Genomic DNA, 26,957 nt, shown 5'->3' with positions numbered 1-26,957 from the left:
TGATGACAAAAGCACTGCTGCCTCACCCCGCGCGCCAGAGCAGCAACCCGGCTAGCCGCAGTCTACTCTGGGTGCGTAAAAACCTGTTCTCCAGCTGGTCAAATAGTCTGCTCACGCTGTTATGCGTATGGCTGATTTGGTCATTTCTTCCGCCACTGCTGAACTGGGCATTCCTGCAGGCCAACTGGGTCGGTTCGACCCGAGCAGACTGTACCAAAGCCGGAGCCTGCTGGGTGTTCATTCATGAACGCTTTGGGCAATTCATGTATGGACTTTATCCCCACGATCAGCGCTGGCGCGTCAATCTGGCCCTGATTATTGGTCTGCTTTCCATCATCCCGATGTTCTTGAAAATCATCCCTCACCGTGGCCGCTATATCGCCATCTGGGCAGTAGTGTATCCCCTTACAGTCTGGTGGCTAATGTACGGTGGTTTTTTCGGGCTTGAGCGCGTAGAAACCCGCCAGTGGGGTGGATTAACACTGACGCTTATCATCGCATCCGTGGGTATTGCAGGTGCGCTTCCGTGGGGCATTTTACTGGCGTTAGGCCGCCGTTCTCATATGCCGATCGTGCGTGTTTTATCGGTCATTTTCATTGAATTCTGGCGTGGAGTACCGCTTATAACCGTCCTGTTTATGTCCTCAGTCATGCTCCCGCTATTTATGTCGGAGGGTACAACTATCGACAAACTTATTCGGGCACTGGTTGGTGTCATTCTTTTCCAGTCAGCCTATGTTGCTGAAGTGGTACGCGGAGGATTACAGGCCTTACCAAAAGGTCAATATGAAGCGGCTGAATCACTGGCGCTCGGGTACTGGAAAACGCAGGGGTTGGTTATTCTTCCCCAGGCGCTGAAGCTGGTCATTCCAGGCCTGGTCAATACCATCATCGCGCTATTCAAGGATACCAGCCTGGTCATTATCATCGGCCTGTTTGATCTCTTTAGCAGCGTCCAGCAAGCAACTGTCGACCCGGCCTGGCTGGGAATGTCGACAGAAGGATATGTTTTCGCTGCACTGATTTACTGGGTTTTCTGTTTCAGCATGTCGCGCTATAGCCAGCATCTGGAAAAACGTTTTAACACCGGGCGTACACCGCACTGAGGAATTTATGAGCCAAATAGTAATGCCGTCCACTGACGCGATGATTACGCTGGAAAACGTCAACAAATGGTATGGGCAGTTTCATGTCCTGAAAAATATCAACCTGCAGGTAAAACAGGGAGAGCGTATCGTATTGTGCGGGCCTTCTGGTTCCGGAAAATCGACGACTATCCGCTGTATTAACCATCTGGAAGAACATCAGCAAGGGCGTATTGTCGTGGATGGAATCGAGCTCAACGAAGATATCCGCAATATCGAACGTGTCAGACAGGAAGTTGGCATGGTCTTTCAGCACTTTAATCTCTTTCCCCATTTGACGGTCCTGCAGAACTGCACGCTGGCACCTGTCTGGGTGCAAAAGATGCCGAAAAAAGAGGCGGAAGCTCTGGCAATGCACTACCTTGAGCGAGTTCGCATTGCTGAACATGCGCATAAATATCCCGGGCAAATCTCTGGTGGGCAGCAACAGCGCGTGGCCATTGCACGCTCGCTGTGCATGAAACCCAAAATCATGTTGTTTGATGAACCCACATCAGCGTTAGATCCTGAAATGGTAAAAGAAGTACTGGATACCATGATAGGTCTGGCGCAATCGGGCATGACCATGCTGTGTGTTACCCATGAAATGGGCTTTGCCCGCACGGTGGCTGACCGGGTGATCTTTATGGATCTTGGTGAGATTGTTGAACAGGCGCCGCCAGATGAGTTTTTTGCGCATCCAAAATCTGAACGTACACGCGCCTTTTTGTCGCAGGTTATTCATTAAATACATCGGCTGGCTACAGTTCCGGATTTTGTTCCGCGTATAAACGCAAAAAGGCCATCCTGACGGATGGCCTTTTCACTTATTTGATGTCTGGCAGTTCCCTACTCTCGCATGGGGAGACCCCACACTACCATCGGCGCTACGGCGTTTCACTTCTGAGTTCGGCATGGGGTCAGGTGGGACCACCGCGCTACAGCCGCCAGACAAATTCTTTTCTAAGTGCCGAACTTTAACCGAAAAACTGGTGCTGATACCCAGAGTCGAACTGGGGACCTCACCCTTACCAAGGGTGCGCTCTACCAACTGAGCCATATCAGCACACTAAATTTGATGCCTGGCAGTTCCCTACTCTCGCATGGGGAGACCCCACACTACCATCGGCGCTACGGCGTTTCACTTCTGAGTTCGGCATGGGGTCAGGTGGGACCACCGCGCTACAGCCGCCAGGCAAATTCTGTTTATCAACACGCCCTGGCATGTCGATGTCATCTGTAATCAGGCTGAAAATCGTCTCAATTCCGCCAAAACATCTTCGGCGTTGTAAGGTTAAGCCTCACGGTTCATTAGTATCGGTTAGCTCAATGTATCGCTACACTTACACACCCGACCTATCAACGTCGTCGTCTTCAACGTTCCTTCAGGAGACTTACAGTCTCAGGGAGAACTCATCTCGGGGCAAGTTTCGTGCTTAGATGCTTTCAGCACTTATCTCTTCCGCATTTAGCTACCGGGCAATGCCATTGGCATGACAACCCGAACACCAGTGATGCGTCCACTCCGGTCCTCTCGTACTAGGAGCAGCCCCCCTCAATTCTCCAGCGCCCACGGCAGATAGGGACCGAACTGTCTCACGACGTTCTAAACCCAGCTCGCGTACCACTTTAAATGGCGAACAGCCATACCCTTGGGACCTACTTCAGCCCCAGGATGTGATGAGCCGACATCGAGGTGCCAAACACCGCCGTCGATATGAACTCTTGGGCGGTATCAGCCTGTTATCCCCGGAGTACCTTTTATCCGTTGAGCGATGGCCCTTCCATTCAGAACCACCGGATCACTAAGACCTGCTTTCGCACCTGCTCGAGCCGTCACTCTCGCAGTCAAGCTAGCTTATGCCTTTGCACTAACCTCCTGATGTCCGACCAGGATTAGCTAACCTTCGTGCTCCTCCGTTACTCTTTAGGAGGAGACCGCCCCAGTCAAACTACCCACCAGACACTGTCCGCAACCCGGATTACGGGCCCACGTTAGAACACCAGCCATTAAAGGGTGGTATTTCAAGGTTGGCTCCATGCAGACTGGCGTCCACACTTCAAAGCCTCCCACCTATCCTACACATCAAGGACCAGTGTTCAGTGTCAAGCTATAGTAAAGGTTCACGGGGTCTTTCCGTCTTGCCGCGGGTACACTGCATCTTCACAGCGAGTTCAATTTCACTGAGTCTCGGGTGGAGACAGCCTGGCCATCATTACGCCATTCGTGCAGGTCGGAACTTACCCGACAAGGAATTTCGCTACCTTAGGACCGTTATAGTTACGGCCGCCGTTTACCGGGGCTTCGATCAAGAGCTTCTCCTTACGGATAACCCCATCAATTAACCTTCCGGCACCGGGCAGGCGTCACACCGTATACGTCCACTTTCGTGTTTGCACAGTGCTGTGTTTTTAATAAACAGTTGCAGCCAGCTGGTATCTTCGACTGATTTCAGCTCCATGAGTAAATCACTTCACCTACATATCAGCGTGCCTTCTCCCGAAGTTACGGCACCATTTTGCCTAGTTCCTTCACCCGAGTTCTCTCAAGCGCCTTGGTATTCTCTACCTGACCACCTGTGTCGGTTTGGGGTACGATTTCGTGTTACCTGATGCTTAGAGGCTTTTCCTGGAAGCAGGGCATTTGTTACTTCAGCACCGTAGTGCCTCGTCATCACACCTCAGCGTTAAAAAGGTACCGGATTTACCTGGAACCTCCGCCTACATGCTTAAACCGGGACAACCGTCGCCCGGCTAACATAGCCTTCTCCGTCCCCCCTTCGCAGTAACACCAAGTACAGGAATATTAACCTGTTTCCCATCGACTACGCCTTTCGGCCTCGCCTTAGGGGTCGACTCACCCTGCCCCGATTAACGTTGGACAGGAACCCTTGGTCTTCCGGCGTGCGGGTTTTTCACCCGCATTATCGTTACTTATGTCAGCATTCGCACTTCTGATACCTCCAGCATGCCTCACGACACACCTTCAACGGCTTACAGAACGCTCCCCTACCCAACAACACATAGTGTCGCTGCCGCAGCTTCGGTGCACAGTTTAGCCCCGTTACATCTTCCGCGCAGGCCGACTCGACCAGTGAGCTATTACGCTTTCTTTAAATGATGGCTGCTTCTAAGCCAACATCCTGGCTGTCTGTGCCTTCCCACATCGTTTCCCACTTAACTGTGACTTTGGGACCTTAGCTGGCGGTCTGGGTTGTTTCCCTCTTCACGACGGACGTTAGCACCCGCCGTGTGTCTCCCGTGATAACATTCTTCGGTATTCGCAGTTTGCATCGGGTTGGTAAGTCGGGATGACCCCCTAGCCGAAACAGTGCTCTACCCCCGAAGATGAATTCACGAGGCGCTACCTAAATAGCTTTCGGGGAGAACCAGCTATCTCCCGGTTTGATTGGCCTTTCACCCCCAGCCACAAGTCATCCGCTAATTTTTCAACATTAGTCGGTTCGGTCCTCCAGTTAGTGTTACCCAACCTTCAACCTGCCCATGGCTAGATCACCGGGTTTCGGGTCTATACCCTGCAACTTAACGCCCAGTTAAGACTCGGTTTCCCTTCGGCTCCCCTATGCGGTTAACCTTGCTACAGAATATAAGTCGCTGACCCATTATACAAAAGGTACGCAGTCACCCCATTAAGAGGCTCCCACTGCTTGTACGTACACGGTTTCAGGTTCTTTTTCACTCCCCTCGCCGGGGTTCTTTTCGCCTTTCCCTCACGGTACTGGTTCACTATCGGTCAGTCAGGAGTATTTAGCCTTGGAGGATGGTCCCCCCATATTCAGACAGGATACCACGTGTCCCGCCCTACTCTTCGAGTTCACAACCTGTGCATTTTGGTGTACGGGACTATCACCCTGTACCGTCGGACTTTCCAGACCGTTCCACTAACACACAAGCTGATTCAGACTCTGGGCTGCTCCCCGTTCGCTCGCCGCTACTGGGGGAATCTCGGTTGATTTCTTTTCCTCGGGGTACTTAGATGTTTCAGTTCCCCCGGTTCGCTTCATTACGCTATGTATTCACGTAATGATAGTGTGACGAATCACACTGGGTTTCCCCATTCGGAAATCGCCGGTTATAACGGTTCATATCACCTTACCGACGCTTATCGCAGATTAGCACGTCCTTCATCGCCTCTGACTGCCAGGGCATCCACCGTGTACGCTTAGTCGCTTAACCTCACAACCCGAAGATGTTTCTTTCGATTCATCATCGACTTGCAAAAATTTGAGAGACTCGAACACACCGCTTTTCATTTCTTATTACGGAGAAATGAAACAGTGTGTCGTTTCAATTTTCAGCTTGATCCAGATTTTTAAAGAGCAAAACTTCGCAGTGAACCTTTTCAGGTACACTCTGAAGTTTTCTTGTATTGTTGCAGTAAAGATGGTGGAGCTATGCGGGATCGAACCGCAGACCTCCTGCGTGCAAAGCAGGCGCTCTCCCAGCTGAGCTATAGCCCCATCGTAGTTATCTCATTCACCTTAATTCTTGCTGAGACAAGGCGTGGAGCGGCGAAGCATACTGAAGTATGCGAGTCGTTTCACAACGCGGTATCAGAAAGAATTTGGTAGGCCTGAGTGGACTTGAACCACCGACCTCACCCTTATCAGGGGTGCGCTCTAACCACCTGAGCTACAAGCCTGCAGAGATTTTCTTACTGCTAATTTTCATCAGACAATCTGTGTGAGCACTACAAAGAACGTTTCTTTAAGGTAAGGAGGTGATCCAACCGCAGGTTCCCCTACGGTTACCTTGTTACGACTTCACCCCAGTCATGAATCACAAAGTGGTAAGCGCCCTCCCGAAGGTTAAGCTACCTACTTCTTTTGCAACCCACTCCCATGGTGTGACGGGCGGTGTGTACAAGGCCCGGGAACGTATTCACCGTGGCATTCTGATCCACGATTACTAGCGATTCCGACTTCATGGAGTCGAGTTGCAGACTCCAATCCGGACTACGACATACTTTATGAGGTCCGCTTGCTCTCGCGAGGTCGCTTCTCTTTGTATATGCCATTGTAGCACGTGTGTAGCCCTACTCGTAAGGGCCATGATGACTTGACGTCATCCCCACCTTCCTCCAGTTTATCACTGGCAGTCTCCTTTGAGTTCCCGACCGAATCGCTGGCAACAAAGGATAAGGGTTGCGCTCGTTGCGGGACTTAACCCAACATTTCACAACACGAGCTGACGACAGCCATGCAGCACCTGTCTCACGGTTCCCGAAGGCACTAAAGCATCTCTGCTAAATTCCGTGGATGTCAAGAGTAGGTAAGGTTCTTCGCGTTGCATCGAATTAAACCACATGCTCCACCGCTTGTGCGGGCCCCCGTCAATTCATTTGAGTTTTAACCTTGCGGCCGTACTCCCCAGGCGGTCGACTTAACGCGTTAGCTCCGGAAGCCACGCCTCAAGGGCACAACCTCCAAGTCGACATCGTTTACGGCGTGGACTACCAGGGTATCTAATCCTGTTTGCTCCCCACGCTTTCGCACCTGAGCGTCAGTCTTTGTCCAGGGGGCCGCCTTCGCCACCGGTATTCCTCCAGATCTCTACGCATTTCACCGCTACACCTGGAATTCTACCCCCCTCTACAAGACTCTAGCCTGCCAGTTTCGGATGCAGTTCCCAGGTTGAGCCCGGGGATTTCACATCCGACTTGACAGACCGCCTGCGTGCGCTTTACGCCCAGTAATTCCGATTAACGCTTGCACCCTCCGTATTACCGCGGCTGCTGGCACGGAGTTAGCCGGTGCTTCTTCTGCGAGTAACGTCAATCGTTGCGGTTATTAACCACAACGCCTTCCTCCTCGCTGAAAGTACTTTACAACCCGAAGGCCTTCTTCATACACGCGGCATGGCTGCATCAGGCTTGCGCCCATTGTGCAATATTCCCCACTGCTGCCTCCCGTAGGAGTCTGGACCGTGTCTCAGTTCCAGTGTGGCTGGTCATCCTCTCAGACCAGCTAGGGATCGTCGCCTAGGTGAGCCGTTACCCCACCTACTAGCTAATCCCATCTGGGCACATCCGATGGCAAGAGGCCCGAAGGTCCCCCTCTTTGGTCTTGCGACGTTATGCGGTATTAGCTACCGTTTCCAGTAGTTATCCCCCTCCATCGGGCAGTTTCCCAGACATTACTCACCCGTCCGCCACTCGTCACCCAAGGAGCAAGCTCCTCTGTGCTACCGTTCGACTTGCATGTGTTAGGCCTGCCGCCAGCGTTCAATCTGAGCCATGATCAAACTCTTCAATTTAAGTTTGATGCTCGTGAATTAAACTTCGTAATGAATTACGTGTTCACTCAGAGACTTGGTATTCATTTTTCGTCTTGCGACGTTAAGAATCCGTATCTTCGAGTGCCCACACAGATTGTCTGATAAATTGTTAAAGAGCAGTTGCGACGCGCTTTAGCGCTCTGTCGCGAGGTGGCGTATATTACGCTTTCCTCTTTCAGAGTCAACCCTGAATTTCAGGATTTTTCTCTTCAACCGGACCGGCTGTTTGCTTGAAGTGATTCACATCCGCCGTGTCGATGGAGGCGCATTATAGGGATCCCATTTTTTAGCACAAGTGTTTTTTGGATCTTTTTTGCCGAATGCTTGTTTTTCACTCCTTTCGCTACATTCCTGTGCAATTTGGCTGATTTTTGATAACTAAATCACTTGCACAGTCTCAATAATCCAACCAAAGTCTTCATTACCGCCCTATTTTCATTGAGGTAAACATGTCTGATGTACTGCGTCCTTATAAGGATCTTTTCCCACAGATCGGCAAACGCGTCATGATCGATAGTAGTAGTGTTGTCATTGGCGATACTCGTCTGGCTGATGATGTCGGAATTTGGCCACTGGTTGCGATTCGTGGCGACGTGAACTACGTACAGATTGGCGCCCGTACAAACATTCAGGATGGCAGCGTGCTGCATGTCACACATAAATCCACATCTAATCCGCAAGGTAACCCCCTGATCGTAGGCGAGGATGTGACGGTCGGTCATAAAGTCATGTTGCACGGTTGCATCATTGGCAACCGCGTTTTAGTCGGTATGGGATCGATTTTGCTCGATGGCGTAGTAGTAGAAGATGACGTCATGATCGGAGCGGGAAGTCTGGTCCCGCAAAATAGGCGCCTGGAGAGCGGATATCTGTATCTGGGAAGCCCGGTTAAACAAATCCGCCCACTAACTGACGAAGAGAAAGCAGGCCTACAGTACTCTGCTGACAACTACGTGAAGTGGAAAGATGAGTATTTAGGTCAGGATAACCAGACCCAACCCTGAGAGTCTTCCTGCTGGTCCTGGATCAATGCTTCAGCCTCTTCTTCCAGATCCCAGCGATATTCGCGAAAAGTTTCAAGCCACTGTTCAGGCGTGTCGCCACCAAAGCGATGCGCCAACGTCTCTCCTTTTATGGCACATTTTAGCTGCATGCCATGAACCATCGCAGGGAAGACGACGGAATTAATATCCGCCACCCACTCTTCCCTATCAGGGAATTGAATCGCCTGATTCATGCAGAAAGTTCCTGTTGCAGTGTTTTAATCACAGGCTCAATCTCCGGCAGTACACCATGCCAGAGCAAAACAGCATGTGCCGCTTGCCCCACCAGCATTCCCAAACCATCGGCACAATGTTTTGCACTATGCGATACGCACCATGAAAGGAACGGGGTATTACCCTTTTGATAGAACATGTCGTAGCAATAGACCGAAGGATGAATAAGCGATGCAGGAATGGCTGGAACATCACCGCTAATACCACTGGACGTTGCGTTGATGATCAGATCGAAGGTGTAATTATCCAGCTCATCCATTCCTACCGCCTGAACGCTGCCGGTATGGGAGAAGATCTGCGCCAATTCTTCAGCACGTGAGGCGGTACGATTAACAATAGTCACCGCGCAATCCATAGACAAGAGAGGCAGCAACACGCCACGGGACGCTCCACCAGCCCCAATCAACAGGATACGAGACCCGGGATGAATGAAAGACAAACGCTCAAGATCGCTAAGCAGGCCGATACCATCTGTGTTATCACCCAGTAAACGCCCATCCTCCAGCCGTTTTAGAGTATTGACCGCCCCAGCCAGCGATGCCCGCTCTGTGAGTTCATCAGCACGCGCAAACGCCTCTTCTTTAAAAGGAACGGTAACATTAGCCCCTTTCCCCCCATCAGCAAAAAAGGCATTGAGCGTATTCACAAAGTTATTGATGGGCGCCAACACCCGACCATAAGAGTGATCAATCTTCAGCTGCTCTGCAAATTGCTGATGAATAAAAGGCGATTTGCTGTGCGCTACCGGATTACCAAAAACAGCATAGGCTTCTTTCATATTACCCCTGTCGAAACTGTTCACCCGTCAAAGCATCTCTGATTTCCGAGGGATTCAAACGTCCGCCGGTATTACCTTCAACCACTGGAAAATCTTCCCCGAACTGCGCTCGTACTTCCTCTACCGTTCTGCAGGGTGCCAGCCCACTCAGATTGGCACTTGTAGAAACTAATGGCTTGCCATAAGCCTGGCACAATGCAACCACCAGCGGGTGATCCGTGACGCGCACGGCGAGCGAATCAAAACGACCGGTTAGCCAACGCGGCGTTGTCGCAGGAGCCGGGAAAACGAAGGTGACAGGGCCAGGCCAGCGTGCGAAAACAGCTTCACGTTGAGCATCGGTGAGCATACTGTCATCAATATACGGTTTGAGTTGATCAAAGTTTGCCGCAATCAAAATCAAACCTTTATCAATTGGACGTTGTTTGAGTTCCAACAGACGCATTACCGCCGTTTCGCTGTCAGGATTGCAACCGACACCAAAAACGGCTTCTGTTGGATAAGCGATGACATTTTCTTGTTGCAGAACCTCTATCGCGGCAGCGATAGGGTCTGTAGGCAGGTTTTTATTCACTTTTTTATTCCGCCGGGATCGGCTTTCCACATTGTTTACTGGCACAGAAATGCTTCGCACCCTGCGCGGTTTTCTTTTCGATGAGTAGCGGATAGTGGCACTCTGGACACTCTCCCGCTAACGGTTTGAAGTTAATGACAAACTGACACTCCGGATAGCGATCGCAGGAGTAGAAGGTTTTGCCATAACGTGAACGCCGCTGAACCAAATGGCCCGTCTGGCATTGGGGGCATACTATTGCGGTTTCATCAGGCTTATCGATAAGCTCAGTGTGATCGCAGGCAGGGTAATCACTGCACCCAATAAACATACCGAATCGTCCCTGCCTCAGCACCAGTTCAGCGCCACATGCAGGGCAGAATTTACCCTCCAGAACTTTGACTATATGTCCGTCCGCAGATGATTTCAGCGGACGGACATAATCGCATTCTGGATAGTGTGAGCAACCAAGAAACGGGCCGTGTTTCCCGGAACGAATAACCAGTTCAGCCCCACATTGTGGGCAGGGCTCGTTTTTACGCACCGTAAACAGTGCTGATTTAGCCATAACAACTCATACTGAATGAAGATTGATTAATGCAGCATACCTTCATTCACTTCAAAGAGTAATTCTTCCATTTGCTGATAGGCATTTTCGCAGCCTGGAATGTTGAACAGAACCATCAGGATCACCCACTTCAGGTCTTCCAGATCAAACTCAGCCGTATCCAGCGCAAGTACGCGCTCTATCACCATTTCTCGCGTTTCGAGGTTTAGCACCTGAATCTGCTCCAGGAATAGCAGGAACCCCCGACAGCTCGCATCCAGCCGATCGCACTCTTCTGCAGTATAAATACGTACAGAAAGGGGATCTGATGCAAGCTGCATAGGTTCTGCAAGGCCGTCCTGATAATCAGCAAGTTTTTCCAGCCACAGTAACGCGTTGTAGATGTCTTCACGATCAAAACCAGCGTCGGTAAGATCCCGTTCCAGTTTGTCCTGATCCACACGCAGCTCAGCTTCGTTATGGATATATGTCTCAAACAAATACATTAGTACGTCGAACATGGCTTGCCCTCCTCAATCGGACATAGCCGCCGGGTACAGCTGCGATCCATCCTGCTAACTCCAGTTCGAGCAGTTGAGCCACTATCACTGGCACAGGTTGGCCGGCACGTTCAGCGACGACGTCAACAGGTGTTACCTCATCTCCTACGTTAGCCAGGAGCTCTGAAAATGGCAATGCCACCTCTTCGTGATCCGGCGAATAAATTGATTTTTCAGGCTCATCTGGCAACCATTGCAGCCCATATTGCAAACTTTCCAGTATTTCCTCTGGTGCCGTCACAAGCATGGCTCCCTGCTGAATGAGCCAATGGGGACCTTCACTTCCCGGGCTCCCTATCGGTCCAGGCAAAGCAAAAACCTCCCGTCCTTGTTCCAGCGCACAGCGTGCAGTGACTAATGAGCCACTACGCTGTGCCGCTTCAACAACCAGTACTCCCTTACTTAGACCACTAATAATGCGATTTCGTCGGGGAAAATTACGCGGTAACGGGAGCATATCCAAAGGAAACTCGGACACCAGCGCGCCTCCGGCCTCTATCAAACTTTCAGCAAGACGAACATGTCGCCGTGGATATATGGTTTCCAGACCATTTCCCAGTACCGCAATACTGGCCCCGTGTGTGTTTATCGCTGCAGTATGCGCCACACCGTCAATCCCTTTAGCCAGTCCGCTAGTGATCGTCACACCACATGCTGCAAGCTTTTCACAGAACAGCCGCGCCCATCGTTCGCCATACCAGGAGTACAGCCGACTGCCGACAACAGCAACTTGAAATGAGTGAAGACACTCAGGGTGGCCAACAATGAAAAGTACGCCAGGGTAATCCTCAATAGCACGCAGCTGTGGCGGAAAATACTTGCTGTCGGCAAAAACCAGATGATGATGGGGTAACTCAAGCCAACGCAGCGTTTTTTCCAATGACTGCTCAGAAAAGGCCTGAAAACGTTCGACCTGGCGAGGAGTGAGCCCTGCATGCCGAAGTACCGTATTATTAATACTCGGTTGAGCGATAAGCCAGTGAGCAGTGCGCACCATCTCATCACCATACAGTTCATTCACTTGTGCTAAACGTAACCAAATCTCAATATGGGTCATCCCTGTTCCCCCGCCACAAGCAGTCCTGGCAATCTTTGCGATTGGTCACTGATGCTGTCAATCAGAGCGGGTTTTGTCTAGAATAGAGGTAATAATCTTTCCAATTCCTGAACACAACTCTGGATAACTATGTCAGTTTTGCAAGTGTTACATATTCCGGACGAGCGTCTTCGCAAAGTCGCAAAGCCGGTTGAAGAAGTGAATGCAGAAATTCAGCGTATCGTTGATGATATGTTCGAAACGATGTACGCCGAAGAAGGTATCGGTCTGGCGGCAACACAGGTCGATATTCATCAGCGCATCATTGTTATTGATGTCTCTGAAAACCGTGACGAGCGTCTGGTACTCATTAACCCAGAGCTGCTGGAGAAAGACGGCGAAACCGGCATTGAAGAAGGCTGCCTGTCTATTCCTGAACAACGTGCATTAGTACCGCGCGCTGAAAAAGTAAAAATTCGTGCGCTCGATCGCGACGGCAAGCCTTTTGAACTGGAGGCCGACGGCCTGTTGGCTATCTGCATCCAACATGAAATGGATCACCTGGTCGGTAAACTGTTTATCGATTATCTGTCTCCGTTGAAGCAACAACGTATTCGTCAGAAAGTTGAAAAACTCGACCGCCTGAACGCCCGAGCTTAAGGACAAGAATCAACGTGTCAGACTCACTACGTATTATTTTTGCGGGTACACCTGACTTTGCAGCGCGTCATCTCGACGCGCTGTTGTCTTCTGGACATAACGTCGTTGGGGTGTTTACCCAACCGGACCGCCCTGCGGGACGTGGTAAAAAGCTGATGCCCAGCCCGGTAAAAGTGCTGGCGGAAGAAAAAGGGATACCCGTTTTCCAACCTGTATCTCTTCGCCCTCAGGAAAACCAACAACTGGTTTCTGATCTGCACGCAGATGTAATGGTGGTGGTGGCATATGGCCTGATTCTGCCAAAAGCCGTACTGGACATGCCGCGTCTGGGTTGTATCAACGTTCACGGTTCTCTGCTTCCACGCTGGCGTGGGGCCGCGCCGATCCAGCGTTCATTGTGGGCAGGCGACACCGAAACCGGTGTAACCATCATGCAGATGGATGTCGGTCTGGACACAGGCGATATGCTGCATAAGCTGTCGTGCCCAATTACGGCAGAAGATACCAGCGGTTCGTTATACGACAAGCTGGCAGATTTAGGGCCTCAGGGGCTGATTGAAACGCTAAAACAGCTTGCTGCTGGCACAATAAAACCAGTTGTTCAGGATGAATCTCTGGTTACACATGCAGAAAAACTCAGCAAAGAAGAGGCACGTATCGACTGGTCGCTTTCGGCCGCTCAGCTGGAACGATGTATCCGCGCCTTTAACCCGTGGCCAATGAGCTGGCTTGAAATCGAAGGTCAGCCAGTGAAAGTCTGGAAAGCTTCTGTTATTGCTGTGAACACACAGTCTGCACCAGGCACCATCCTCGAGGCGACAAAGCAGGGCATCCAGGTCGCAACAGGCGACGGCATCCTGAATCTCATCGCTTTACAGCCTGCCGGTAAGAAAGCGATGAGCGCACAGGATCTGCTCAATTCGCGTCGGGAGTGGTTTGTGCCCGGGAATCGTCTGATCTGACGGTTCATCTCTTTTAAAGCCCGGAGCCTCCGGGCATTTTTATTTTTGCGCTTATGAAAAAACATCTTAATTTACGCAGTATGGCGGCTCAGGCTGTCGAACAGGTTGTCGAAAAGGGCCAATCGTTGAGTAACGTGCTGCCCGCCATGCAGCAAAAAGTTGCTGATAAAGACAAAGCGCTGTTGCAGGAACTTTGCTTCGGTGTATTGCGTACGCTCTCCCAGCTGGAGTGGATGATCCAGCAGTTGATGGAACGTCCAATGACGGGCAAACAGCGCACCGTTCACTATCTGATCATGGTGGGCTTCTACCAACTGCTGCATACCCGTATTCCACCGCATGCTGCATTGGCAGAGACCGTAGAAGGCGCGGTCATTATTAAGCGCCCGCAGTTAAAAGGGCTGATCAACGGCGTATTGCGCCAGTTTCAACGCCGTCAGGATGAACTGCTGGCCGAGTTCGCGCAAAGCGATTTACGTTTCTTACACCCCTCCTGGCTGGTGAAACGTATTAAGGCCGCTTATCCGCAGCAGTGGGAAGCCATTCTTGAAGCCAATAACCAAAGACCACCGATGTGGCTGCGTGTCAATCGTAATCACCATACGCGCGATGCCTGGCTGGACCTGCTTAGCGAAGCGGGATTAACCGGCTTCCCGCATCCGGATTATCCCGATGCAGTGCGTCTGGAAACGCCGGCTCCTGTGCACGCCCTGCCTGGTTTTGACGAAGGTTGGGTAACCGTCCAGGATGCTTCGGCTCAAGGATGCGTAACCTATCTGTTGCCGGAGGACGGCGAACAAATTCTCGACTTGTGCTGCGCGCCGGGCGGGAAAACCACTCACATTCTGGAAGTTGCTCCGCACGCTAACGTAATGGCCGTCGATGTCGATGAGAAACGCTTATCGCGCGTTTACGACAATCTTAAACGTCTGGGCATGAAGGCAACCGTAAAACAGGGTGATGGTCGATATCCACAGCAATGGTGTGGCGAACAACAGTTTGACCGTATTTTGCTGGATGCTCCGTGTTCTGCCACCGGCGTTATTCGTCGCCATCCAGACATCAAATGGCTGCGTCGCGACCGGGATATTGCCGAACTTGCGCAGTTGCAGGCCGAGATCCTGAATGCAACCTGGTTACATCTTAAACCTGGCGGCACGCTGGTTTATGCAACGTGCTCTATCCTGCCAGAAGAAAACCAGCAGCAAATTGCTGCCTTCCTGGCATGCACGCCAGATGCGGTATTAAGCGAAACCGGTACGCCGGAAAAACCCGGACGTCAGAATTTACCGGGAGCGGAAGATGGTGATGGCTTCTTTTACGCTAAGCTAATCAAAAAGTGATGAGATAACGGGTCGCGACTGATGAAAATTATCATTCTGGGCGCAGGGCAAGTTGGCGGTACGCTGGCTGAAAACCTGGTCGGAGAGAACAACGATATCACGGTAGTCGATACCAATGGTGAGCGCCTGCGCAGCCTGCAGGACAAGTTTGATCTCCGCGTCGTGCAAGGGCACGGTTCACATCCTCGCGTACTGCGTGAAGCTGGGGCCGACGATGCCGATATGCTGGTTGCCGTAACCAGCTCAGATGAAACAAATATGGTTGCCTGCCAGGTAGCTTATTCACTGTTTAATACACCTAATCGCATCGCCCGTATTCGTTCACCGGATTACGTTCGTGATGCGGACAAGCTATTCCAATCCGATGCGGTACCTATCGATCACCTGATTGCGCCTGAGCAACTGGTTATCGATAGCATTTATCGACTAATTGAGTACCCTGGTGCGTTGCAGGTGGTAAATTTTGCCGAAGGTAAAGTCAGTCTGGCGGTGGTCAAAGCCTATTACGGCGGGCCATTGATCGGCAATGCACTGTCGACAATGCGTGAACATATGCCGCACATTGATACCCGCGTGGCGGCGATTTTCCGTCATGACAGACCGATCCGTCCGCAAGGTTCTACCATTGTTGAAGCGGGTGATGAAGTCTTCTTTATCGCAGCATCACAGCATATTCGCGCCGTAATGAGCGAATTGCAGCGTCTGGAAAAACCGTACAAACGCATTATGTTAGTGGGTGGCGGTAATATCGGCGCGGGTCTGGCACGTCGTCTGGAAAAAGATTACAGCGTCAAACTGATCGAGCGCAATCAGCAACGGGCATCCGAGCTTGCGGAGAAATTGCAAAATACGATCGTCTTTTTCGGTGATGCCTCGGATCAAGAGCTGCTGGCTGAAGAACATATTGATCAAGTTGATCTGTTCATCGCAGTGACCAACGATGATGAAGCGAATATCATGTCGGCGATGCTTGCCAAACGGATGGGTGCCAAGAAAGTGATGGTGTTAATCCAACGCAGAGCATACGTCGATCTGGTGCAAGGTAGCGTGATCGATATTGCTATTTCACCGCAGCAGGCGACCATCTCCGCGCTGCTCAGTCACGTACGTAAAGCTGACATTGTCGGTGTTTCTTCACTACGCCGTGGCGTCGCGGAAGCCATTGAAGCCGTCGCACACGGGGATGAAACAACATCTCGGGTTGTGGGGCGTTCAATTGATGAAATTAAACTTCCCCCTGGAACCATTATTGGCGCCGTTGTGCGTGGTAATGATGTGATGATTGCCAACGATAACCTGCGCATTGAGCAGGGCGATCACGTAATTATGTTCCTGACAGATAAAAAGTTTATTACCGACGTCGAGAGACTATTCCAGCCAAGTCCTTTCTTCCTGTAATAATTTGGGCGCTAATACAGCGCCCTTTTTATTTCCCTTTATATTTCATGGTCTAATAAATTTTCCTTTCGGCAATACATAAATGGAAATTGCCTAAACATTTGTTAAACTTATAAACGTCAGCTGCATAGGGAGAATAAAATGAGCATTATTAAAGAGTTTCGCGAATTCGCGATGCGCGGGAATGTTGTCGATTTGGCAGTGGGTGTCATTATTGGTGCGGCATTCGGTAAGATTGTTTCATCACTGGTTGCCGATATCATCATGCCGCCACTGGGGTTGTTAATTGGTGGGATTGATTTTAAACAGTTTGCTTTAACGCTACGTGATGCACAGGGAGACATTCCTGCCGTGGTCATGCATTACGGTGTATTTATTCAGAATGTCTTCGATTTCATTATTGTTGCGTTTGCTATCTTTATGGCAATCAAACTGATCAACAAACTGAACCGTAAAAAAGCGGAGGAGCCGGCAGCACCGCCAGCTCCATCGAAAGAAGAAGTATTACTGAGTGAAATTCGTGACCTGCTGAAAGAACAGAATAATCGTTCTTAAACGCTCACTGAAACAAGAAGGCCAGTGGTAAAAAAGTGATTCACTTTCTTGCCACTGGCCTCCCAGTTACCCCGATTGCCATGTTTACCTTTACGCAGGTAACTACCTTTCCCTTTTTTATTTTTCTCAACTCGCTGCCTGAACAGTGGATCATGCAGTAGCGCCTCAATGGCGTTGTCCTTTATCTGCCCTTTGGTGTGCTGATAACGACTCATAATATCTCCAGTTTGTAATAATTTACGCCGCGAGTGTAGACCTGACCGTTCAATAAATCAACAGCCTGATGTTGTTCCGCTGGCGCCTTGTTCAAGAGCTTCAAGGATAGAGCAGTAAACGCTGCTATGTGCCTTTCCACAGCATGCATCATTCAATCGCTGCAACGATCGTTGCATCGTTTGAAGTTCGGCTATACGGGCTTCGACTTCCTGCAATCTTTCCTGAACAATCCCTTTTGATTCCTGGCAGGTATGGTGCTCTGGGTCGACACGGATCGAAAGTAATTCACGGATAGACTCAAGCGTAAAGCCTAGCTGTCTCGCGTAACGAATAAACTTCAGCCGTTGCAGATCGCTTTCTGTATAGAGGCGAAACCCACCTTCTGTACGTATTTCATGTTCCATCATCTGCTGCTTTTCATAGTAGCGGATAGTATCAGGCGTCACGTCAGCCAGTTTCGCTAATTCTCCAATACGGTACATGCTCTCTCCGCTAATCGTCATTGATCTTCTGTAGCAGCTTATCTGCATATTCACCGTGTAAAAACTCGGTGCTGACTCCAGCCTGTCGGAGTTTGAGTTCCAGTAGTGACAGTCTTCGACTTACCTCCTGATAACCAGGATCATCTTTGCGGATCCCTGCGAGTAATTCAAGCAGCTGTATTGCCTCTCTGCGCTGCTCAAGCTCAGGAGGAAGACAGCCTGCATTTTTTAATAAACGGAATCCGGCTCGCAGTTCCGGCGGAACATGGGAATCGTCATCAAGAACCAACGGCTCACCTGCACCAGGCAAACCATCAAACTCACCTTTAGACTGTGCATCAATAATATGCCGCTCTGCCCACTGGTCCAGTAACCACATACAACACTCCAGGGAATGAACAAAAAGAATACAGATATTGTAGATAAGTGGGGATATGACGGATATAAAAAAACCCGCCGAGGCGGGTTTTTTTACGTTACTACAGATTACTCTGCAGCAGCTTCTGTTTTCTCTGAACGATCAACCAGCTCGATGTATGCCATCGGCGCGTTGTCGCCTGCACGGAAACCACACTTCAGAATGCGAGTGTAACCACCGGCGCGGCTCGCGAAACGCGGGCCCAGTTCGTTAAACAGTTTTGCCACGATCTCGTTATCACGAGTGCGGGCGAATGCCAGACGACGATTAGCTACGCTATCAGTCTTGGCAAGAGTAATCAGCGGCTCAACTACGCGACGCAGCTCTTTCGCTTTCGGCAGAGTCGTCTTGATGATTTCATGACGAACCAGTGAACCTGCCATATTGCGGAACATAGCCTGGCGATGGCTGCTGTTGCGGTTCAGTTGACGACCACTCTTACGATGGCGCATGACCTTATCCTTCTCAGTAAAACCTTAACCTGTGATCCGGTTACTCGTCAGCGATGCTTGCCGGTGGCCAGTTTTCCAGGCGCATGCCCAGAGACAGTCCACGGGAAGCCAGCACGTCTTTAATCTCAGTAAGAGATTTTTTACCAAGGTTAGGCGTCTTAAGAAGCTCAACCTCAGTACGCTGTACCAGATCACCGATATAGTGGATAGCTTCTGCTTTGAGGCAGTTAGCAGAGCGGACAGTCAATTCCAGATCGTCAACAGGGCGCAGCAGGATCGGATCGAATTCTGGTTTCTCTTCTTTAACTTCCGGCTGACGAACATCACGTAAGTCAACGAAAGCTTCAAGTTGTTCAGCCAGAATGGTTGCCGCACGACGAATCGCCTCTTCAGGATCGATTGTGCCGTTGGTTTCCATTTCGATGACCAGCTTGTCCAGGTCGGTACGCTGTTCTACACGCGCTGCTTCAACATTGTAGGCAATACGCTCTACAGGGCTGTAGCATGCGTCGACCAGCAGACGGCCGATTGGGCGCTCATCTTCTTCCGAATGAATTCGGGTAGAAGCCGGCACATAACCACGACCGCGCTGAACTTTGATGCGCATGCTAATAGATGCGTTCTCATCGGTCAGGTGGCAGATCACGTGCTGTGGCTTGACGATTTCGACATCCCCATCATGGGTAATGTCGGCTGCAGTCACAGGGCCAATGCCAGATTTATTCAAGGTAAGAATAACGTCATCTTTACCCTGAACTCTCACCGCCAGCCCTTTCAGGTTGAGCAGGATTTCCAGGATATCTTCCTGAACGCCTTCTTTGGTGCTGTACTCATGTAGTACACCATCAATCTCAACCTCGGTCACCGCGCAACCCGGCATCGATGAGAGCAGAATACGGCGCAGTGCGTTACCCAAAGTATGGCCAAAGCCACGCTCTAAAGGCTCAAGGGTCACCTTGGCGTGCGTCGAACTCACTTGCTCGATATCTACCAGGCGCGGTTTTAGAAACTCTGTCACAGAACCCTGCATTGTGTCCTCTCTTTGGTACTAAGCTTTACTTGGAGTAAAGCTCGACGATCAGGTGTTCGTTAATGTCCGCAGACAGATCAGAACGCTCCGGCTTACGCTTGAACGTACCTTCCATCTTGCCAGCATCAACTTCCAGCCAGGTTGGCTTTTCACGCTGCTCAGCCAGCTCCAGAGCGGCTTTCACGCGAGACTGCTTCTTCGCTTTCTCACGAATGCTAACAACGTCATTCGGACTAACCTGATAAGAAGCGATGTTAACAACACGACCGTTTACCATAATTGCTTTATGGCTGACCAGCTGACGTGCTTCTGCACGAGTGGCACCGAAGCCCATACGGTATACAACGTTGTCCAGACGACCTTCCAGCAGACCCAGCAGGTTTTCACCGGTGTTGCCTTTCAGACGTGCTGCTTCTTTGTAGTAGTTACGGAACTGACGCTCCAGCACACCGTAGATACGGCGAACTTTTTGCTTTTCACGCAACTGCACACCATAGTCAGACAGACGCGGTTTACGCGCACCGTGCTGGCCAGGAGCTTGTTCAATTTTACACTTGGTATCGATCGCGCGAACGCCAGACTTAAGGAATAAGTCAGTGCCCTCACGACGGCTCAGCTTGAGCTTAGGACCCAAATATCTTGCCATTTTCTTTCTCCAACAATCCTAGAAACGACAGCGTTATACGCGACGTTTTTTCGGCGGACGACAACCGTTATGAGGGATCGGAGTCACATCAGTAATATTAGTGATGCGGAAACCAGCGGCGTTCAGAGCACGAACAGTAGATTCGCGACCTGGACCCGGTCCTTTGACCATAACTTCCAGATTCTTGATACCGTATTCTTTTACGGCTTCAGCGCAACGCTCTGCTGCAACCTGAGCTGCAAACGGAGTGGATTTGCGAGAACCACGGAAACCGGAACCACCGGCTGTTGCCCAACCCAGTGCGTTACCCTGACGATCAGTAATGGTAACGATGGTGTTGTTAAAAGAAGCATGGATATGAGCCACGCCGTCAGAGACTTGTTTTCTTACACGTTTACGTGCACGAATTGGTGCCTTTGCCATTATTCAATCACCCCGATTATTTCTTGATCGGTTTGCGCGGACCCTTACGGGTACGTGCGTTGGTCTTGGTACGCTGACCGCGAACCGGGAGACCACGACGATGACGCAAACCGCGATAGCAACCAAGGTCCATAAGGCGCTTGATGCTCATGCTAACTTCACGGCGCAGATCACCTTCAACGACAAATTTGGCAACTTCGTCACGCAGCGTGTCGATTTGTTCTTCAGACAGCTCACTGATCTTAACATCTTCAGCGATACCCGCGGCAGCCAGAATGGCTTTAGAACGGGTCTTGCCGACGCCGTAGATCGAAGTTAATGCGATCACAGCATGTTTCTGATCAGGAATGTTAATGCCTGCTATACGGGCCACTATGCACTCCTACTATTTAATATGTACGCACCATGCTGAAAAGCCCGTTTTCAGGATACTCAAATGGAAACGCACAGACATACAAAAGATTGGCTGGCTAATCTAGCCAGCTCAACCCAACTTTGCAAGAAAAATATGCGAATAAATCAGCCTTGGCGCTGTTTATGCTTCGGCTCGGCACTGCAAATCACACGGATGACACCATCACGCTTAACGATTTTGCAGTTACGGCATAATTTCTTGACGGAAGCACGAACTTTCATTTTTACTCTCCGTAACTTCTCGGGCGACTGTTAACGGCCGTAGCCTTTCAGATTCGCCTTCTTCAATGCAGACTCGTACTGACTTGACATCATCAGAGTTTGCACTTGAGCCATAAAGTCCATAATCACGACAACAACGATAAGCAGTGAGGTCCCACCGAAGTAGAACGGTACTTTCATTGCATCACGCATGAACTCCGGGATCAGGCAGATAAAAGTAATGTAGAGCGCACCAACCAAAGTCAGGCGGGTCATTACTTTATCGATATACTTCGCCGTTTGCTCTCCCGGACGAATTCCTGGTACAAATGCACCGGACTTCTTCAGGTTATCTGCTGTTTCACGCGGGTTGAAAACCAACGCCGTGTAGAAGAAACAGAAGAATATGATTGCAGACGCATAGAGTAACACATAAAGCGGTTGCCCAGGCTGCAAATACAGCGAAATTGTTGTCAGCCAGTTCCAACCAGTCCCGCCCCCGAACCATGACGCGATGGTCGCCGGGAACAGAATAATACTGGAAGCGAAGATTGCCGGGATTACCCCCGCCATATTCACTTTCAGCGGTAAATGTGTGCTCTGTGCAGCATAGACACGACGACCTTGCTGACGTTTCGCGTAGTTTACCACAATGCGGCGTTGACCACGCTCAACAAATACAACAAAGAACGTCACTGCGAATACTAATACTGCAACCAACAGCAACACGAGGAAGTGCAGGTCGCCTTGACGCGCTTGCTCGATAGTATGGGCAATGGCTGGCGGGAGTCCCGCGACAATACCGGCGAAGATAATGATTGAGATACCGTTGCCGATACCACGTTCAGTAATCTGTTCACCCAACCACATCAGGAACATCGTCCCTGTAACCAGACTTACAACAGCGGTGAAATAGAATGCAAAGCCTGGGTTCATCACCAGACCCTGCATACCAGGCATATTCGGCAGACCGGTAGCAATACCGATCGACTGGAATATAGCCAGCACCAGAGTACCGTAGCGGGTGTACTGGCTGATCTTACGACGACCAGACTCCCCTTCTTTCTTAATTTCTGCCAGCGTTGGATGAACCACCGTCAGCAACTGGATAATGATCGACGCCGAAATATACGGCATGATCCCCAGAGCAAAGATAGAAGCACGGCTGAGTGCACCACCAGAGAACATGTTAAACATTTCAATGATGGTGCCTCGCTGTTGCTCAAGCAGTTTGGCAAGTACAGCGGCATCAATACCAGGGATCGGAATGAAAGAGCCAATACGGAACACAATCAGCGCGCCGATTACAAACAGCAGTCTGCGTTTCAGCTCGCCTAAGCCACCTTTGGCACTTTGAAAATCTAATCCCGGTTGTTTAGCCATCTGCTACTTATTCCTCGATTTTACCGCCAGCAGCTTCGATAGCAGCACGAGCGCCTTTAGTAACACGCAGGCCACGAACAGTTACCGGAGTAGTGACTTCACCAGCCAGGATCACTTTCGCGAACTCGATCTGGATACCGATAATGTTGGCTGCTTTCAGCGTGTTCAGGTCTACAACACCGCCTTCAACTTTAGCCAGGTCAGACAGACGAACTTCGGCTGTAATCGCTGCTTTACGTGAAGTGAAGCCGAATTTCGGCAGACGACGGTACAGAGGCATCTGACCACCCTCGAAACCGCGACGTACGCCACCGCCAGAACGAGATTTCTGACCTTTGTGACCACGACCACCGGTTTTACCGAGGCCAGAACCGATACCACGACCCAGGCGGCGAGCCGCTTTTTTAGAGCCTTCGGCCGGAGACAGAGTATTTAAACGCATCTCTTACTCCTCAACTTTAACCATGAAGGAAACCGCGTTGACCATACCACGAACAGCAGGAGTATCCTCGCGCTCTACGGTGTGACCAATACGACGCAGACCCAGGCCAAGCAGCGTTGCCTTGTGTTTCGGCAGACGACCGATTGCACTGCGGGTTTGAGTAATTTTAATAGTCTTTGCCATGGTTTATTTCCCCAGAATTTCTTCAACGGATTTACCACGCTTGGCAGCGACCATTTCCGGAGATTTCATATTTTCCAGACCATCGATAGTTGCACGAACCACGTTAATCGGGTTAGTGGAACCATACGCTTTAGCCAGAACGTTACGAACTCCAGCGACTTCCAGAACGGCGCGCATTGCACCACCGGCGATGATACCGGTACCTTCGGAAGCCGGCTGCATGAATACACGAGAACCCGTGTGAGTACCCTTAACCGGGTGCTGCAGGGTGCCGTGGTTCAGCGCGACGTTAATCATATTGCGACGGGCTTTTTCCATCGCTTTCTGGATCGCTGCTGGAACTTCACGCGCTTTACCGTAACCAAAACCAACGCGACCGTTACCATCACCAACTACAGTCAGAGCTGTGAAGGAGAAAATACGACCACCTTTAACGGTTTTAGATACGCGGTTAACCGCGATCAGCTTTTCCTGCAGTTCGCCAGCTTGTTTTTCGATGTGAGCCATCTTACACCTCTACCTTAGAACTGAAGGCCAGCTTCACGGGCAGCATCTGCCAGTGCCTGGACACGACCATGATATTGGAACCCGGAACGGTCAAAAGAAACATCTTTGATGCCTTTTTCCAGAGCGCGTTCAGCAACAGCTTTACCTACAGCTGCAGCAGCGTCTTTGTTACCGGTGTACTTCAATTGTTCAGCGATAGCTTTTTCTACAGTAGAAGCAGCTACCAGAACTTCAGAACCGTTCGGTGCAATTACCTGTGCGTAAATATGACGCGGGGTACGATGTACCACCAGGCGAGTTGCACCCAGCTCCTGGAGCTTGCGGCGTGCGCGGGTCGCACGACGGATACGAGCAGATTTCTTATCCATAGTGTTACCTTACTTCTTCTTAGCCTCTTTGGTACGCACGACTTCGTCGGCGTAACGAACACCCTTGCCTTTATAAGGCTCAGGACGACGGTAGGCGCGCAGATCTGCTGCAACCTGACCGATCAGCTGTTTATCAGCGCCTTTCAGCACGATTTCAGTCTGAGACGGACATTCTGCAGTGATTCCCGCAGGCAGCTGATGGTCAACTGGGTGAGAGAAACCTAAAGCCAGGTTTACTACATTCCCTTTAACCGCTGCACGATAACCTACACCAACCAGCTGAAGCTTCTTAGTGAAGCCTTCGGTAACACCGACAACCATTGCATTCAGCAGGGCACGCGCGGTACCAGCCTGAGCCCATCCATCTGCGTAACCATCACGCGGACCGAAGGTCAGTGCATTATCTGCATGATTTACTGCAACAGCATCGTTGAGAGTACGAGTCAGCTCGCCGTTTTTACCTTTGATCGTAATAACCTGACCGTTGATTTTTACATCAACGCCGGCAGGAATAACGACCGGTGCTTTAGCAACACGAGACATTTTTTCCTCCGATTAGGCTACGTAGCAGATAATTTCGCCACCAAGACCAGCCTGGCGCGCTGCACGATCAGTCATAACACCTTTAGAGGTAGAAACAACTGCGATACCCATGCCAGCCATAACTTTCGGCAGCTCGTCTTTACGCTTATAAATGCGCAGACCTGGGCGACTGACACGCTGAATGCTTTCTACAACAGCTTTACCCTGGAAATACTTGAGAGTAAGTTCCAGTTCCGGCTTGGTGTCGCCTTCAACTTTAAAATCTTCAATAAAACCTTCTTCCTTCAGCACGTTGGCAATTGCCACTTTCAGCTTGGAGGAAGGCATGGTGACCGCAGCTTTATTCGCGGCCTGACCGTTACGGATACGGGTCAGCATATCCGCGATCGGATCTTGCATGCTCATCTGTCTTTACTCCCGTGATTCAATTGGTAATTACCAGCTAGCCTTTTTCAAGCCTGGTACTTCACCGCGCATGGCGGCTTCACGCAGTTTGATACGGCTCAACCCGAACTTGCCCACATAGCCATGCGGACGACCTGTTTGACGGCAGCGGTTACGCTGACGGGACGGGCTGGAATCACGCGGCAGAGACTGCAGCTTGAGAACTGCGTTCCAACGATCTTCGTCGGTCGCGTTCACATCAGAGATAATAGCTTTCAGTTCAGCGCGTTTTGCGAAGTACTTATCAGCTAAAGCTACGCGCTTTACTTCGCGTGCTTTCATTGATTGCTTAGCCATTCAGTAACCCTACCTTACTTGCGGAACGGGAAGTCAAAGGCAGCCAGCAGAGCACGGCCTTCTTCGTCAGATTTCGCAGTAGTGGTAATGGTAATATCCAAACCACGCACGCGGTCGACTTTATCGTAGTCGATTTCTGGGAAGATGATCTGCTCACGGACACCCATGCTGTAGTTACCACGACCGTCGAAAGACTTAGCGGACAAGCCACGGAAGTCACGGATACGTGGAACAGCAATAGTGATCAGGCGCTCAAAGAACTCCCACATGCGTTCGCCACGCAGAGTTACTTTACAGCCGATCGGATAGCCCTGACGGATTTTGAAGCCTGCAACTGATTTGCGTGCTTTGGTGATCAGCGGTTTTTGACCGGAGATTGCTGTCAGGTCAGCTGCTGCGTTATCCAGCAGTTTCTTGTCAGCGATCGCTTCACCAACACCCATGTTCAGGGTGATCTTCTCGACCCGAGGGACTTGCATGACAGAATTGTAGTTAAACTCAGTCATGAGTTTAGCGACTACTTCGTCTTTGTAGTAATCATGCAGTTTCGCCATCGTACTACTCCAAATTACTTGATAGTTTCGCTGTTAGATTTGAAAAAACGGACTTTTTTGCCGTCTTCGAATCTAAAGCCTACACGGTCAGCCTTGCCGGTTGCCGCGTTGAAGATAGCAAGGTTAGAGATCTGAATAGCTGCTTCTTTCTCTACGATGCCGCCTGGTTGGTTCAGGGCCGGAACCGGCTTCTGATGTTTCTTAACCAGGTTGATACCTTCAACAATGACCTTGCCGGAAGACAGGACATTCTTAACTTTACCGCGTTTACCTTTATCTTTACCGGTTAACACGATAACTTCGTCATCACGACGGATCTTCGCTGCCATGATTCGCTCCTTAGAGTACTTCTGGTGCCAGAGAGATAATTTTCATGAACTTCTCGTTACGAAGTTCACGAGTTACCGGCCCAAAAATACGCGTACCGATAGGTTGCTCGCTGTTATTGTTTAAAATAACGCATGCATTACCATCGAAGCGAATGACAGAACCGTCCGGGCGACGAACACCCTTCTTGGTGCGCACCACTACCGCCTTCAGCACATCACCTTTTTTGACCTTACCACGCGGAATTGCTTCCTTGATGGTGATCTTGATGATATCGCCGACGCCTGCGTAGCGACGGTGCGAGCCACCCAGAACCTTGATACACATTACGCGACGTGCACCGGAGTTGTCGGCGACGTTCAGCATAGTCTGTTCTTGGATCATTTTAGTGCTCCGCTAATGTCAACTACTACTGAGACCCGAAAATCAGGTCGTTAAAAAAGCCCCATATCGGGGGCGCGGCATTATAACACCGCTTCAACGATATGGGTAGAAAAAATAAACGGCTCATCGCTGAGCCGTTTATTCGTTGAGAAT

Annotated in this window: 34 protein-coding genes, 3 tRNA genes and 4 rRNA genes; 8 read left to right on the top strand and 33 right to left on the bottom strand. The window is 50.5% G+C overall.

What is annotated here, in order from left to right; translation table 11 throughout:
- The first annotated feature begins 2 nt into the window (after window positions 1-2).
- The gene (locus tag IB196_RS02180) at window positions 3-1,106 is read left to right on the top strand and encodes an amino acid ABC transporter permease (RefSeq protein ID WP_155021905.1); all 1,104 of its coding nucleotides are present in this window, start codon (window positions 3-5) and stop codon (window positions 1,104-1,106) included.
- A gap of 7 nt (window positions 1,107-1,113) precedes the next feature.
- Window positions 1,114-1,872 carry an amino acid ABC transporter ATP-binding protein gene (locus IB196_RS02175; protein ID WP_040234179.1) on the top strand — a complete coding sequence of 253 codons (759 nt, stop codon included), beginning with the start codon at window positions 1,114-1,116 and terminating at the stop codon, window positions 1,870-1,872.
- 88 nt (window positions 1,873-1,960) lie between these two features.
- On the opposite strand, the gene rrf (IB196_RS02170) is transcribed toward IB196_RS02175, so the two are convergent.
- From rrf (IB196_RS02170) to IB196_RS02140, 7 genes are all read right to left on the bottom strand, one after another.
- A 5S ribosomal RNA gene (rrf, locus tag IB196_RS02170) occupies window positions 1,961-2,076 on the bottom strand.
- A 38-nt stretch (window positions 2,077-2,114) separates the two neighbouring features.
- Window positions 2,115-2,190: transfer RNA gene (locus tag IB196_RS02165), tRNA-Thr, on the bottom strand.
- Window positions 2,191-2,204: 14 nt separating this feature from the next.
- Window positions 2,205-2,320: ribosomal RNA gene (rrf, locus tag IB196_RS02160) — 5S ribosomal RNA — on the bottom strand.
- A gap of 94 nt (window positions 2,321-2,414) precedes the next feature.
- Window positions 2,415-5,321: ribosomal RNA gene (locus IB196_RS02155) — 23S ribosomal RNA — on the bottom strand.
- Between the two features lie 208 nt (window positions 5,322-5,529).
- Window positions 5,530-5,605, bottom strand: a tRNA-Ala gene (locus tag IB196_RS02150).
- Between the two features lie 105 nt (window positions 5,606-5,710).
- Window positions 5,711-5,787: transfer RNA gene (locus tag IB196_RS02145), tRNA-Ile, on the bottom strand.
- Window positions 5,788-5,858: 71 nt separating this feature from the next.
- A 16S ribosomal RNA gene (locus IB196_RS02140) occupies window positions 5,859-7,400 on the bottom strand.
- The 16S, 23S and 5S rRNA genes sit together here with 3 tRNA genes alongside, the layout of an rRNA operon.
- 470 nt (window positions 7,401-7,870) lie before the next feature.
- Between IB196_RS02140 and IB196_RS02135 the strand changes: the two genes are divergently transcribed.
- Window positions 7,871-8,425: a gamma carbonic anhydrase family protein gene (locus IB196_RS02135; RefSeq protein ID WP_188232189.1), complete on the top strand. Its 555-nt coding sequence runs from the start codon at window positions 7,871-7,873 to the stop codon at window positions 8,423-8,425.
- Here the strand turns inward: IB196_RS02135 and IB196_RS02130 are convergent.
- The 6 genes from IB196_RS02130 to dprA are packed head-to-tail and all read right to left on the bottom strand — an operon-like array spanning window position 8,401 to window position 12,193.
- Window positions 8,401-8,658 (bottom strand): DUF1488 domain-containing protein, encoded by a 258-nt coding sequence (locus tag IB196_RS02130; RefSeq protein ID WP_005134093.1) that lies wholly within the window; start codon window positions 8,656-8,658, stop codon window positions 8,401-8,403. The genes IB196_RS02135 and IB196_RS02130 overlap by 25 nt on opposite strands.
- Window positions 8,655-9,476 carry a shikimate dehydrogenase gene (gene aroE / locus IB196_RS02125; RefSeq protein ID WP_040232022.1) on the bottom strand — a complete coding sequence of 274 codons (822 nt, stop codon included), beginning with the start codon at window positions 9,474-9,476 and terminating at the stop codon, window positions 8,655-8,657. Before aroE ends, IB196_RS02130 begins: the two co-directional genes overlap by 4 nt.
- Window position 9,477: 1 nt before the next feature.
- Window positions 9,478-10,050, bottom strand: coding sequence for an L-threonylcarbamoyladenylate synthase type 1 TsaC (gene tsaC, locus IB196_RS02120; protein WP_005134086.1), 573 nt, complete (start codon window positions 10,048-10,050; stop codon window positions 9,478-9,480).
- 4 nt (window positions 10,051-10,054) lie between these two features.
- A complete protein-coding gene (locus IB196_RS02115) occupies window positions 10,055-10,597 on the bottom strand; it encodes a type I DNA topoisomerase (RefSeq protein ID WP_101743186.1) in 543 nt (180 codons plus the stop codon).
- 26 nt (window positions 10,598-10,623) lie between these two features.
- On the bottom strand, window positions 10,624-11,097 hold the full coding sequence (gene smg, locus IB196_RS02110; RefSeq protein ID WP_005134083.1) for a DUF494 family protein Smg: 474 nt from the start codon (window positions 11,095-11,097) through the stop codon (window positions 10,624-10,626).
- Window positions 11,069-12,193 (bottom strand): DNA-protecting protein DprA, encoded by a 1,125-nt coding sequence (gene dprA / locus IB196_RS02105; protein WP_188232188.1) that lies wholly within the window; start codon window positions 12,191-12,193, stop codon window positions 11,069-11,071. Before dprA ends, smg begins: the two co-directional genes overlap by 29 nt.
- A 129-nt stretch (window positions 12,194-12,322) precedes the next feature.
- Between dprA and def the strand changes: the two genes are divergently transcribed.
- From def to mscL, 5 genes are all read left to right on the top strand, one after another.
- Complete coding sequence (def, locus tag IB196_RS02100) at window positions 12,323-12,832, top strand: peptide deformylase (protein WP_040232019.1); 510 nt, start codon at window positions 12,323-12,325, stop codon at window positions 12,830-12,832.
- Window positions 12,833-12,846: 14 nt separating this feature from the next.
- Window positions 12,847-13,794, top strand: coding sequence for a methionyl-tRNA formyltransferase (fmt, locus tag IB196_RS02095; RefSeq protein ID WP_005134080.1), 948 nt, complete (start codon window positions 12,847-12,849; stop codon window positions 13,792-13,794).
- Between the two features lie 53 nt (window positions 13,795-13,847).
- On the top strand, window positions 13,848-15,137 hold the full coding sequence (gene rsmB / locus IB196_RS02090; protein ID WP_149692335.1) for a 16S rRNA (cytosine(967)-C(5))-methyltransferase RsmB: 1,290 nt from the start codon (window positions 13,848-13,850) through the stop codon (window positions 15,135-15,137).
- A 21-nt stretch (window positions 15,138-15,158) separates the two neighbouring features.
- A complete protein-coding gene (gene trkA / locus IB196_RS02085) occupies window positions 15,159-16,535 on the top strand; it encodes a Trk system potassium transporter TrkA (RefSeq protein ID WP_003031153.1) in 1,377 nt (458 codons plus the stop codon).
- 141 nt (window positions 16,536-16,676) lie between these two features.
- Window positions 16,677-17,090 (top strand): large-conductance mechanosensitive channel protein MscL, encoded by a 414-nt coding sequence (gene mscL / locus IB196_RS02080; RefSeq protein WP_003031152.1) that lies wholly within the window; start codon window positions 16,677-16,679, stop codon window positions 17,088-17,090.
- Here the strand turns inward: mscL and arfA are convergent.
- From arfA to rplN, 20 genes are all read right to left on the bottom strand, one after another.
- Window positions 17,087-17,305 carry an alternative ribosome-rescue factor ArfA gene (gene arfA, locus IB196_RS02075; RefSeq protein ID WP_040232015.1) on the bottom strand — a complete coding sequence of 73 codons (219 nt, stop codon included), beginning with the start codon at window positions 17,303-17,305 and terminating at the stop codon, window positions 17,087-17,089. The genes mscL and arfA overlap by 4 nt on opposite strands.
- Before the next feature lie 57 nt (window positions 17,306-17,362).
- Window positions 17,363-17,788, bottom strand: a complete 426-nt coding sequence (gene zntR / locus IB196_RS02070; protein WP_005134075.1) for a Zn(2+)-responsive transcriptional regulator — start codon at window positions 17,786-17,788, stop codon at window positions 17,363-17,365.
- 10 nt (window positions 17,789-17,798) lie between these two features.
- Entirely contained in the window at window positions 17,799-18,167 is a 369-nt protein-coding gene (locus IB196_RS02065; protein ID WP_040232014.1) for a DUF1992 domain-containing protein, read from the bottom strand.
- A 107-nt stretch (window positions 18,168-18,274) separates the two neighbouring features.
- On the bottom strand, window positions 18,275-18,658 hold the full coding sequence (rplQ, locus tag IB196_RS02060; protein ID WP_001216370.1) for a 50S ribosomal protein L17: 384 nt from the start codon (window positions 18,656-18,658) through the stop codon (window positions 18,275-18,277).
- A 40-nt stretch (window positions 18,659-18,698) separates the two neighbouring features.
- Window positions 18,699-19,688 (bottom strand): DNA-directed RNA polymerase subunit alpha, encoded by a 990-nt coding sequence (gene rpoA / locus IB196_RS02055; RefSeq protein WP_003031139.1) that lies wholly within the window; start codon window positions 19,686-19,688, stop codon window positions 18,699-18,701.
- Between the two features lie 25 nt (window positions 19,689-19,713).
- On the bottom strand, window positions 19,714-20,334 hold the full coding sequence (gene rpsD / locus IB196_RS02050) for a 30S ribosomal protein S4 (RefSeq protein WP_003031138.1): 621 nt from the start codon (window positions 20,332-20,334) through the stop codon (window positions 19,714-19,716).
- Window positions 20,335-20,367: 33 nt separating this feature from the next.
- Window positions 20,368-20,757 (bottom strand): 30S ribosomal protein S11, encoded by a 390-nt coding sequence (gene rpsK, locus IB196_RS02045; protein WP_003031137.1) that lies wholly within the window; start codon window positions 20,755-20,757, stop codon window positions 20,368-20,370.
- Between the two features lie 16 nt (window positions 20,758-20,773).
- Window positions 20,774-21,130 (bottom strand): 30S ribosomal protein S13, encoded by a 357-nt coding sequence (rpsM, locus tag IB196_RS02040; RefSeq protein WP_003031135.1) that lies wholly within the window; start codon window positions 21,128-21,130, stop codon window positions 20,774-20,776.
- A gap of 146 nt (window positions 21,131-21,276) precedes the next feature.
- Entirely contained in the window at window positions 21,277-21,393 is a 117-nt protein-coding gene (rpmJ, locus tag IB196_RS02035) for a 50S ribosomal protein L36 (protein WP_000868187.1), read from the bottom strand.
- Between the two features lie 30 nt (window positions 21,394-21,423).
- Window positions 21,424-22,755: a preprotein translocase subunit SecY gene (secY, locus tag IB196_RS02030; RefSeq protein ID WP_001118864.1), complete on the bottom strand. Its 1,332-nt coding sequence runs from the start codon at window positions 22,753-22,755 to the stop codon at window positions 21,424-21,426.
- Window positions 22,756-22,762: 7 nt separating this feature from the next.
- Window positions 22,763-23,197, bottom strand: coding sequence for a 50S ribosomal protein L15 (gene rplO, locus IB196_RS02025; protein WP_003031132.1), 435 nt, complete (start codon window positions 23,195-23,197; stop codon window positions 22,763-22,765).
- 3 nt (window positions 23,198-23,200) lie between these two features.
- On the bottom strand, window positions 23,201-23,380 hold the full coding sequence (gene rpmD, locus IB196_RS02020; RefSeq protein WP_001140434.1) for a 50S ribosomal protein L30: 180 nt from the start codon (window positions 23,378-23,380) through the stop codon (window positions 23,201-23,203).
- A gap of 3 nt (window positions 23,381-23,383) precedes the next feature.
- A complete protein-coding gene (gene rpsE / locus IB196_RS02015) occupies window positions 23,384-23,887 on the bottom strand; it encodes a 30S ribosomal protein S5 (protein ID WP_003031131.1) in 504 nt (167 codons plus the stop codon).
- A gap of 14 nt (window positions 23,888-23,901) precedes the next feature.
- On the bottom strand, window positions 23,902-24,255 hold the full coding sequence (rplR, locus tag IB196_RS02010; protein ID WP_000358960.1) for a 50S ribosomal protein L18: 354 nt from the start codon (window positions 24,253-24,255) through the stop codon (window positions 23,902-23,904).
- A gap of 9 nt (window positions 24,256-24,264) precedes the next feature.
- Window positions 24,265-24,798 (bottom strand): 50S ribosomal protein L6, encoded by a 534-nt coding sequence (rplF, locus tag IB196_RS02005; RefSeq protein WP_003031129.1) that lies wholly within the window; start codon window positions 24,796-24,798, stop codon window positions 24,265-24,267.
- 12 nt (window positions 24,799-24,810) lie between these two features.
- Complete coding sequence (gene rpsH / locus IB196_RS02000; RefSeq protein WP_003031127.1) at window positions 24,811-25,203, bottom strand: 30S ribosomal protein S8; 393 nt, start codon at window positions 25,201-25,203, stop codon at window positions 24,811-24,813.
- A 30-nt stretch (window positions 25,204-25,233) separates the two neighbouring features.
- Window positions 25,234-25,539 (bottom strand): 30S ribosomal protein S14, encoded by a 306-nt coding sequence (gene rpsN, locus IB196_RS01995; RefSeq protein WP_003031125.1) that lies wholly within the window; start codon window positions 25,537-25,539, stop codon window positions 25,234-25,236.
- 14 nt (window positions 25,540-25,553) lie between these two features.
- The gene (rplE, locus tag IB196_RS01990) at window positions 25,554-26,093 is read right to left on the bottom strand and encodes a 50S ribosomal protein L5 (RefSeq protein WP_003031123.1); all 540 of its coding nucleotides are present in this window, start codon (window positions 26,091-26,093) and stop codon (window positions 25,554-25,556) included.
- A gap of 14 nt (window positions 26,094-26,107) precedes the next feature.
- A complete protein-coding gene (gene rplX / locus IB196_RS01985; RefSeq protein ID WP_003031122.1) occupies window positions 26,108-26,422 on the bottom strand; it encodes a 50S ribosomal protein L24 in 315 nt (104 codons plus the stop codon).
- Between the two features lie 10 nt (window positions 26,423-26,432).
- The gene (gene rplN, locus IB196_RS01980) at window positions 26,433-26,804 is read right to left on the bottom strand and encodes a 50S ribosomal protein L14 (protein ID WP_000613954.1); all 372 of its coding nucleotides are present in this window, start codon (window positions 26,802-26,804) and stop codon (window positions 26,433-26,435) included.
- Window positions 26,805-26,957: the final 153 nt, after the last annotated feature.

The sequence above is a fragment of the Citrobacter sp. C6_1 genome (assembly GCF_014596835.2).
Lineage (GTDB): Bacteria > Pseudomonadota > Gammaproteobacteria > Enterobacterales > Enterobacteriaceae > Citrobacter > Citrobacter pasteurii.
This window is presented reverse-complemented; position numbering and strand designations above follow the sequence as displayed.

Coding starts and splice junctions, on each gene's coding strand:
- IB196_RS02180 (WP_155021905.1), top strand. CDS start 3: ATGACAAAAGCACTGCTGCCTCACCCCGCGCGCCAGAGCAGCAACCCG.
- IB196_RS02175 (WP_040234179.1), top strand. CDS start 1,114: ATGAGCCAAATAGTAATGCCGTCCACTGACGCGATGATTACGCTGGAA.
- IB196_RS02135 (WP_188232189.1), top strand. CDS start 7,871: ATGTCTGATGTACTGCGTCCTTATAAGGATCTTTTCCCACAGATCGGC.
- IB196_RS02130 (WP_005134093.1), bottom strand. CDS start 8,658: ATGAATCAGGCGATTCAATTCCCTGATAGGGAAGAGTGGGTGGCGGAT.
- aroE (WP_040232022.1), bottom strand. CDS start 9,476: ATGAAAGAAGCCTATGCTGTTTTTGGTAATCCGGTAGCGCACAGCAAA.
- IB196_RS02115 (WP_101743186.1), bottom strand. CDS start 10,597: ATGGCTAAATCAGCACTGTTTACGGTGCGTAAAAACGAGCCCTGCCCA.
- smg (WP_005134083.1), bottom strand. CDS start 11,097: ATGTTCGACGTACTAATGTATTTGTTTGAGACATATATCCATAACGAA.
- dprA (WP_188232188.1), bottom strand. CDS start 12,193: ATGACCCATATTGAGATTTGGTTACGTTTAGCACAAGTGAATGAACTG.
- def (WP_040232019.1), top strand. CDS start 12,323: ATGTCAGTTTTGCAAGTGTTACATATTCCGGACGAGCGTCTTCGCAAA.
- rsmB (WP_149692335.1), top strand. CDS start 13,848: ATGAAAAAACATCTTAATTTACGCAGTATGGCGGCTCAGGCTGTCGAA.
- trkA (WP_003031153.1), top strand. CDS start 15,159: ATGAAAATTATCATTCTGGGCGCAGGGCAAGTTGGCGGTACGCTGGCT.
- mscL (WP_003031152.1), top strand. CDS start 16,677: ATGAGCATTATTAAAGAGTTTCGCGAATTCGCGATGCGCGGGAATGTT.
- arfA (WP_040232015.1), bottom strand. CDS start 17,305: ATGAGTCGTTATCAGCACACCAAAGGGCAGATAAAGGACAACGCCATT.
- zntR (WP_005134075.1), bottom strand. CDS start 17,788: ATGTACCGTATTGGAGAATTAGCGAAACTGGCTGACGTGACGCCTGAT.
- IB196_RS02065 (WP_040232014.1), bottom strand. CDS start 18,167: ATGTGGTTACTGGACCAGTGGGCAGAGCGGCATATTATTGATGCACAG.
- rplQ (WP_001216370.1), bottom strand. CDS start 18,658: ATGCGCCATCGTAAGAGTGGTCGTCAACTGAACCGCAACAGCAGCCAT.
- rpoA (WP_003031139.1), bottom strand. CDS start 19,688: ATGCAGGGTTCTGTGACAGAGTTTCTAAAACCGCGCCTGGTAGATATC.
- rpsD (WP_003031138.1), bottom strand. CDS start 20,334: ATGGCAAGATATTTGGGTCCTAAGCTCAAGCTGAGCCGTCGTGAGGGC.
- rpsK (WP_003031137.1), bottom strand. CDS start 20,757: ATGGCAAAGGCACCAATTCGTGCACGTAAACGTGTAAGAAAACAAGTC.
- rpmJ (WP_000868187.1), bottom strand. CDS start 21,393: ATGAAAGTTCGTGCTTCCGTCAAGAAATTATGCCGTAACTGCAAAATC.
- secY (WP_001118864.1), bottom strand. CDS start 22,755: ATGGCTAAACAACCGGGATTAGATTTTCAAAGTGCCAAAGGTGGCTTA.
- rplO (WP_003031132.1), bottom strand. CDS start 23,197: ATGCGTTTAAATACTCTGTCTCCGGCCGAAGGCTCTAAAAAAGCGGCT.
- rpmD (WP_001140434.1), bottom strand. CDS start 23,380: ATGGCAAAGACTATTAAAATTACTCAAACCCGCAGTGCAATCGGTCGT.
- rpsE (WP_003031131.1), bottom strand. CDS start 23,887: ATGGCTCACATCGAAAAACAAGCTGGCGAACTGCAGGAAAAGCTGATC.
- rplR (WP_000358960.1), bottom strand. CDS start 24,255: ATGGATAAGAAATCTGCTCGTATCCGTCGTGCGACCCGCGCACGCCGC.
- rplF (WP_003031129.1), bottom strand. CDS start 24,798: ATGTCTCGTGTTGCTAAAGCACCGGTCGTTATTCCTGCCGGCGTTGAT.
- rpsH (WP_003031127.1), bottom strand. CDS start 25,203: ATGAGCATGCAAGATCCGATCGCGGATATGCTGACCCGTATCCGTAAC.
- rpsN (WP_003031125.1), bottom strand. CDS start 25,539: ATGGCTAAGCAATCAATGAAAGCACGCGAAGTAAAGCGCGTAGCTTTA.
- rplE (WP_003031123.1), bottom strand. CDS start 26,093: ATGGCGAAACTGCATGATTACTACAAAGACGAAGTAGTCGCTAAACTC.
- rplX (WP_003031122.1), bottom strand. CDS start 26,422: ATGGCAGCGAAGATCCGTCGTGATGACGAAGTTATCGTGTTAACCGGT.
- rplN (WP_000613954.1), bottom strand. CDS start 26,804: ATGATCCAAGAACAGACTATGCTGAACGTCGCCGACAACTCCGGTGCA.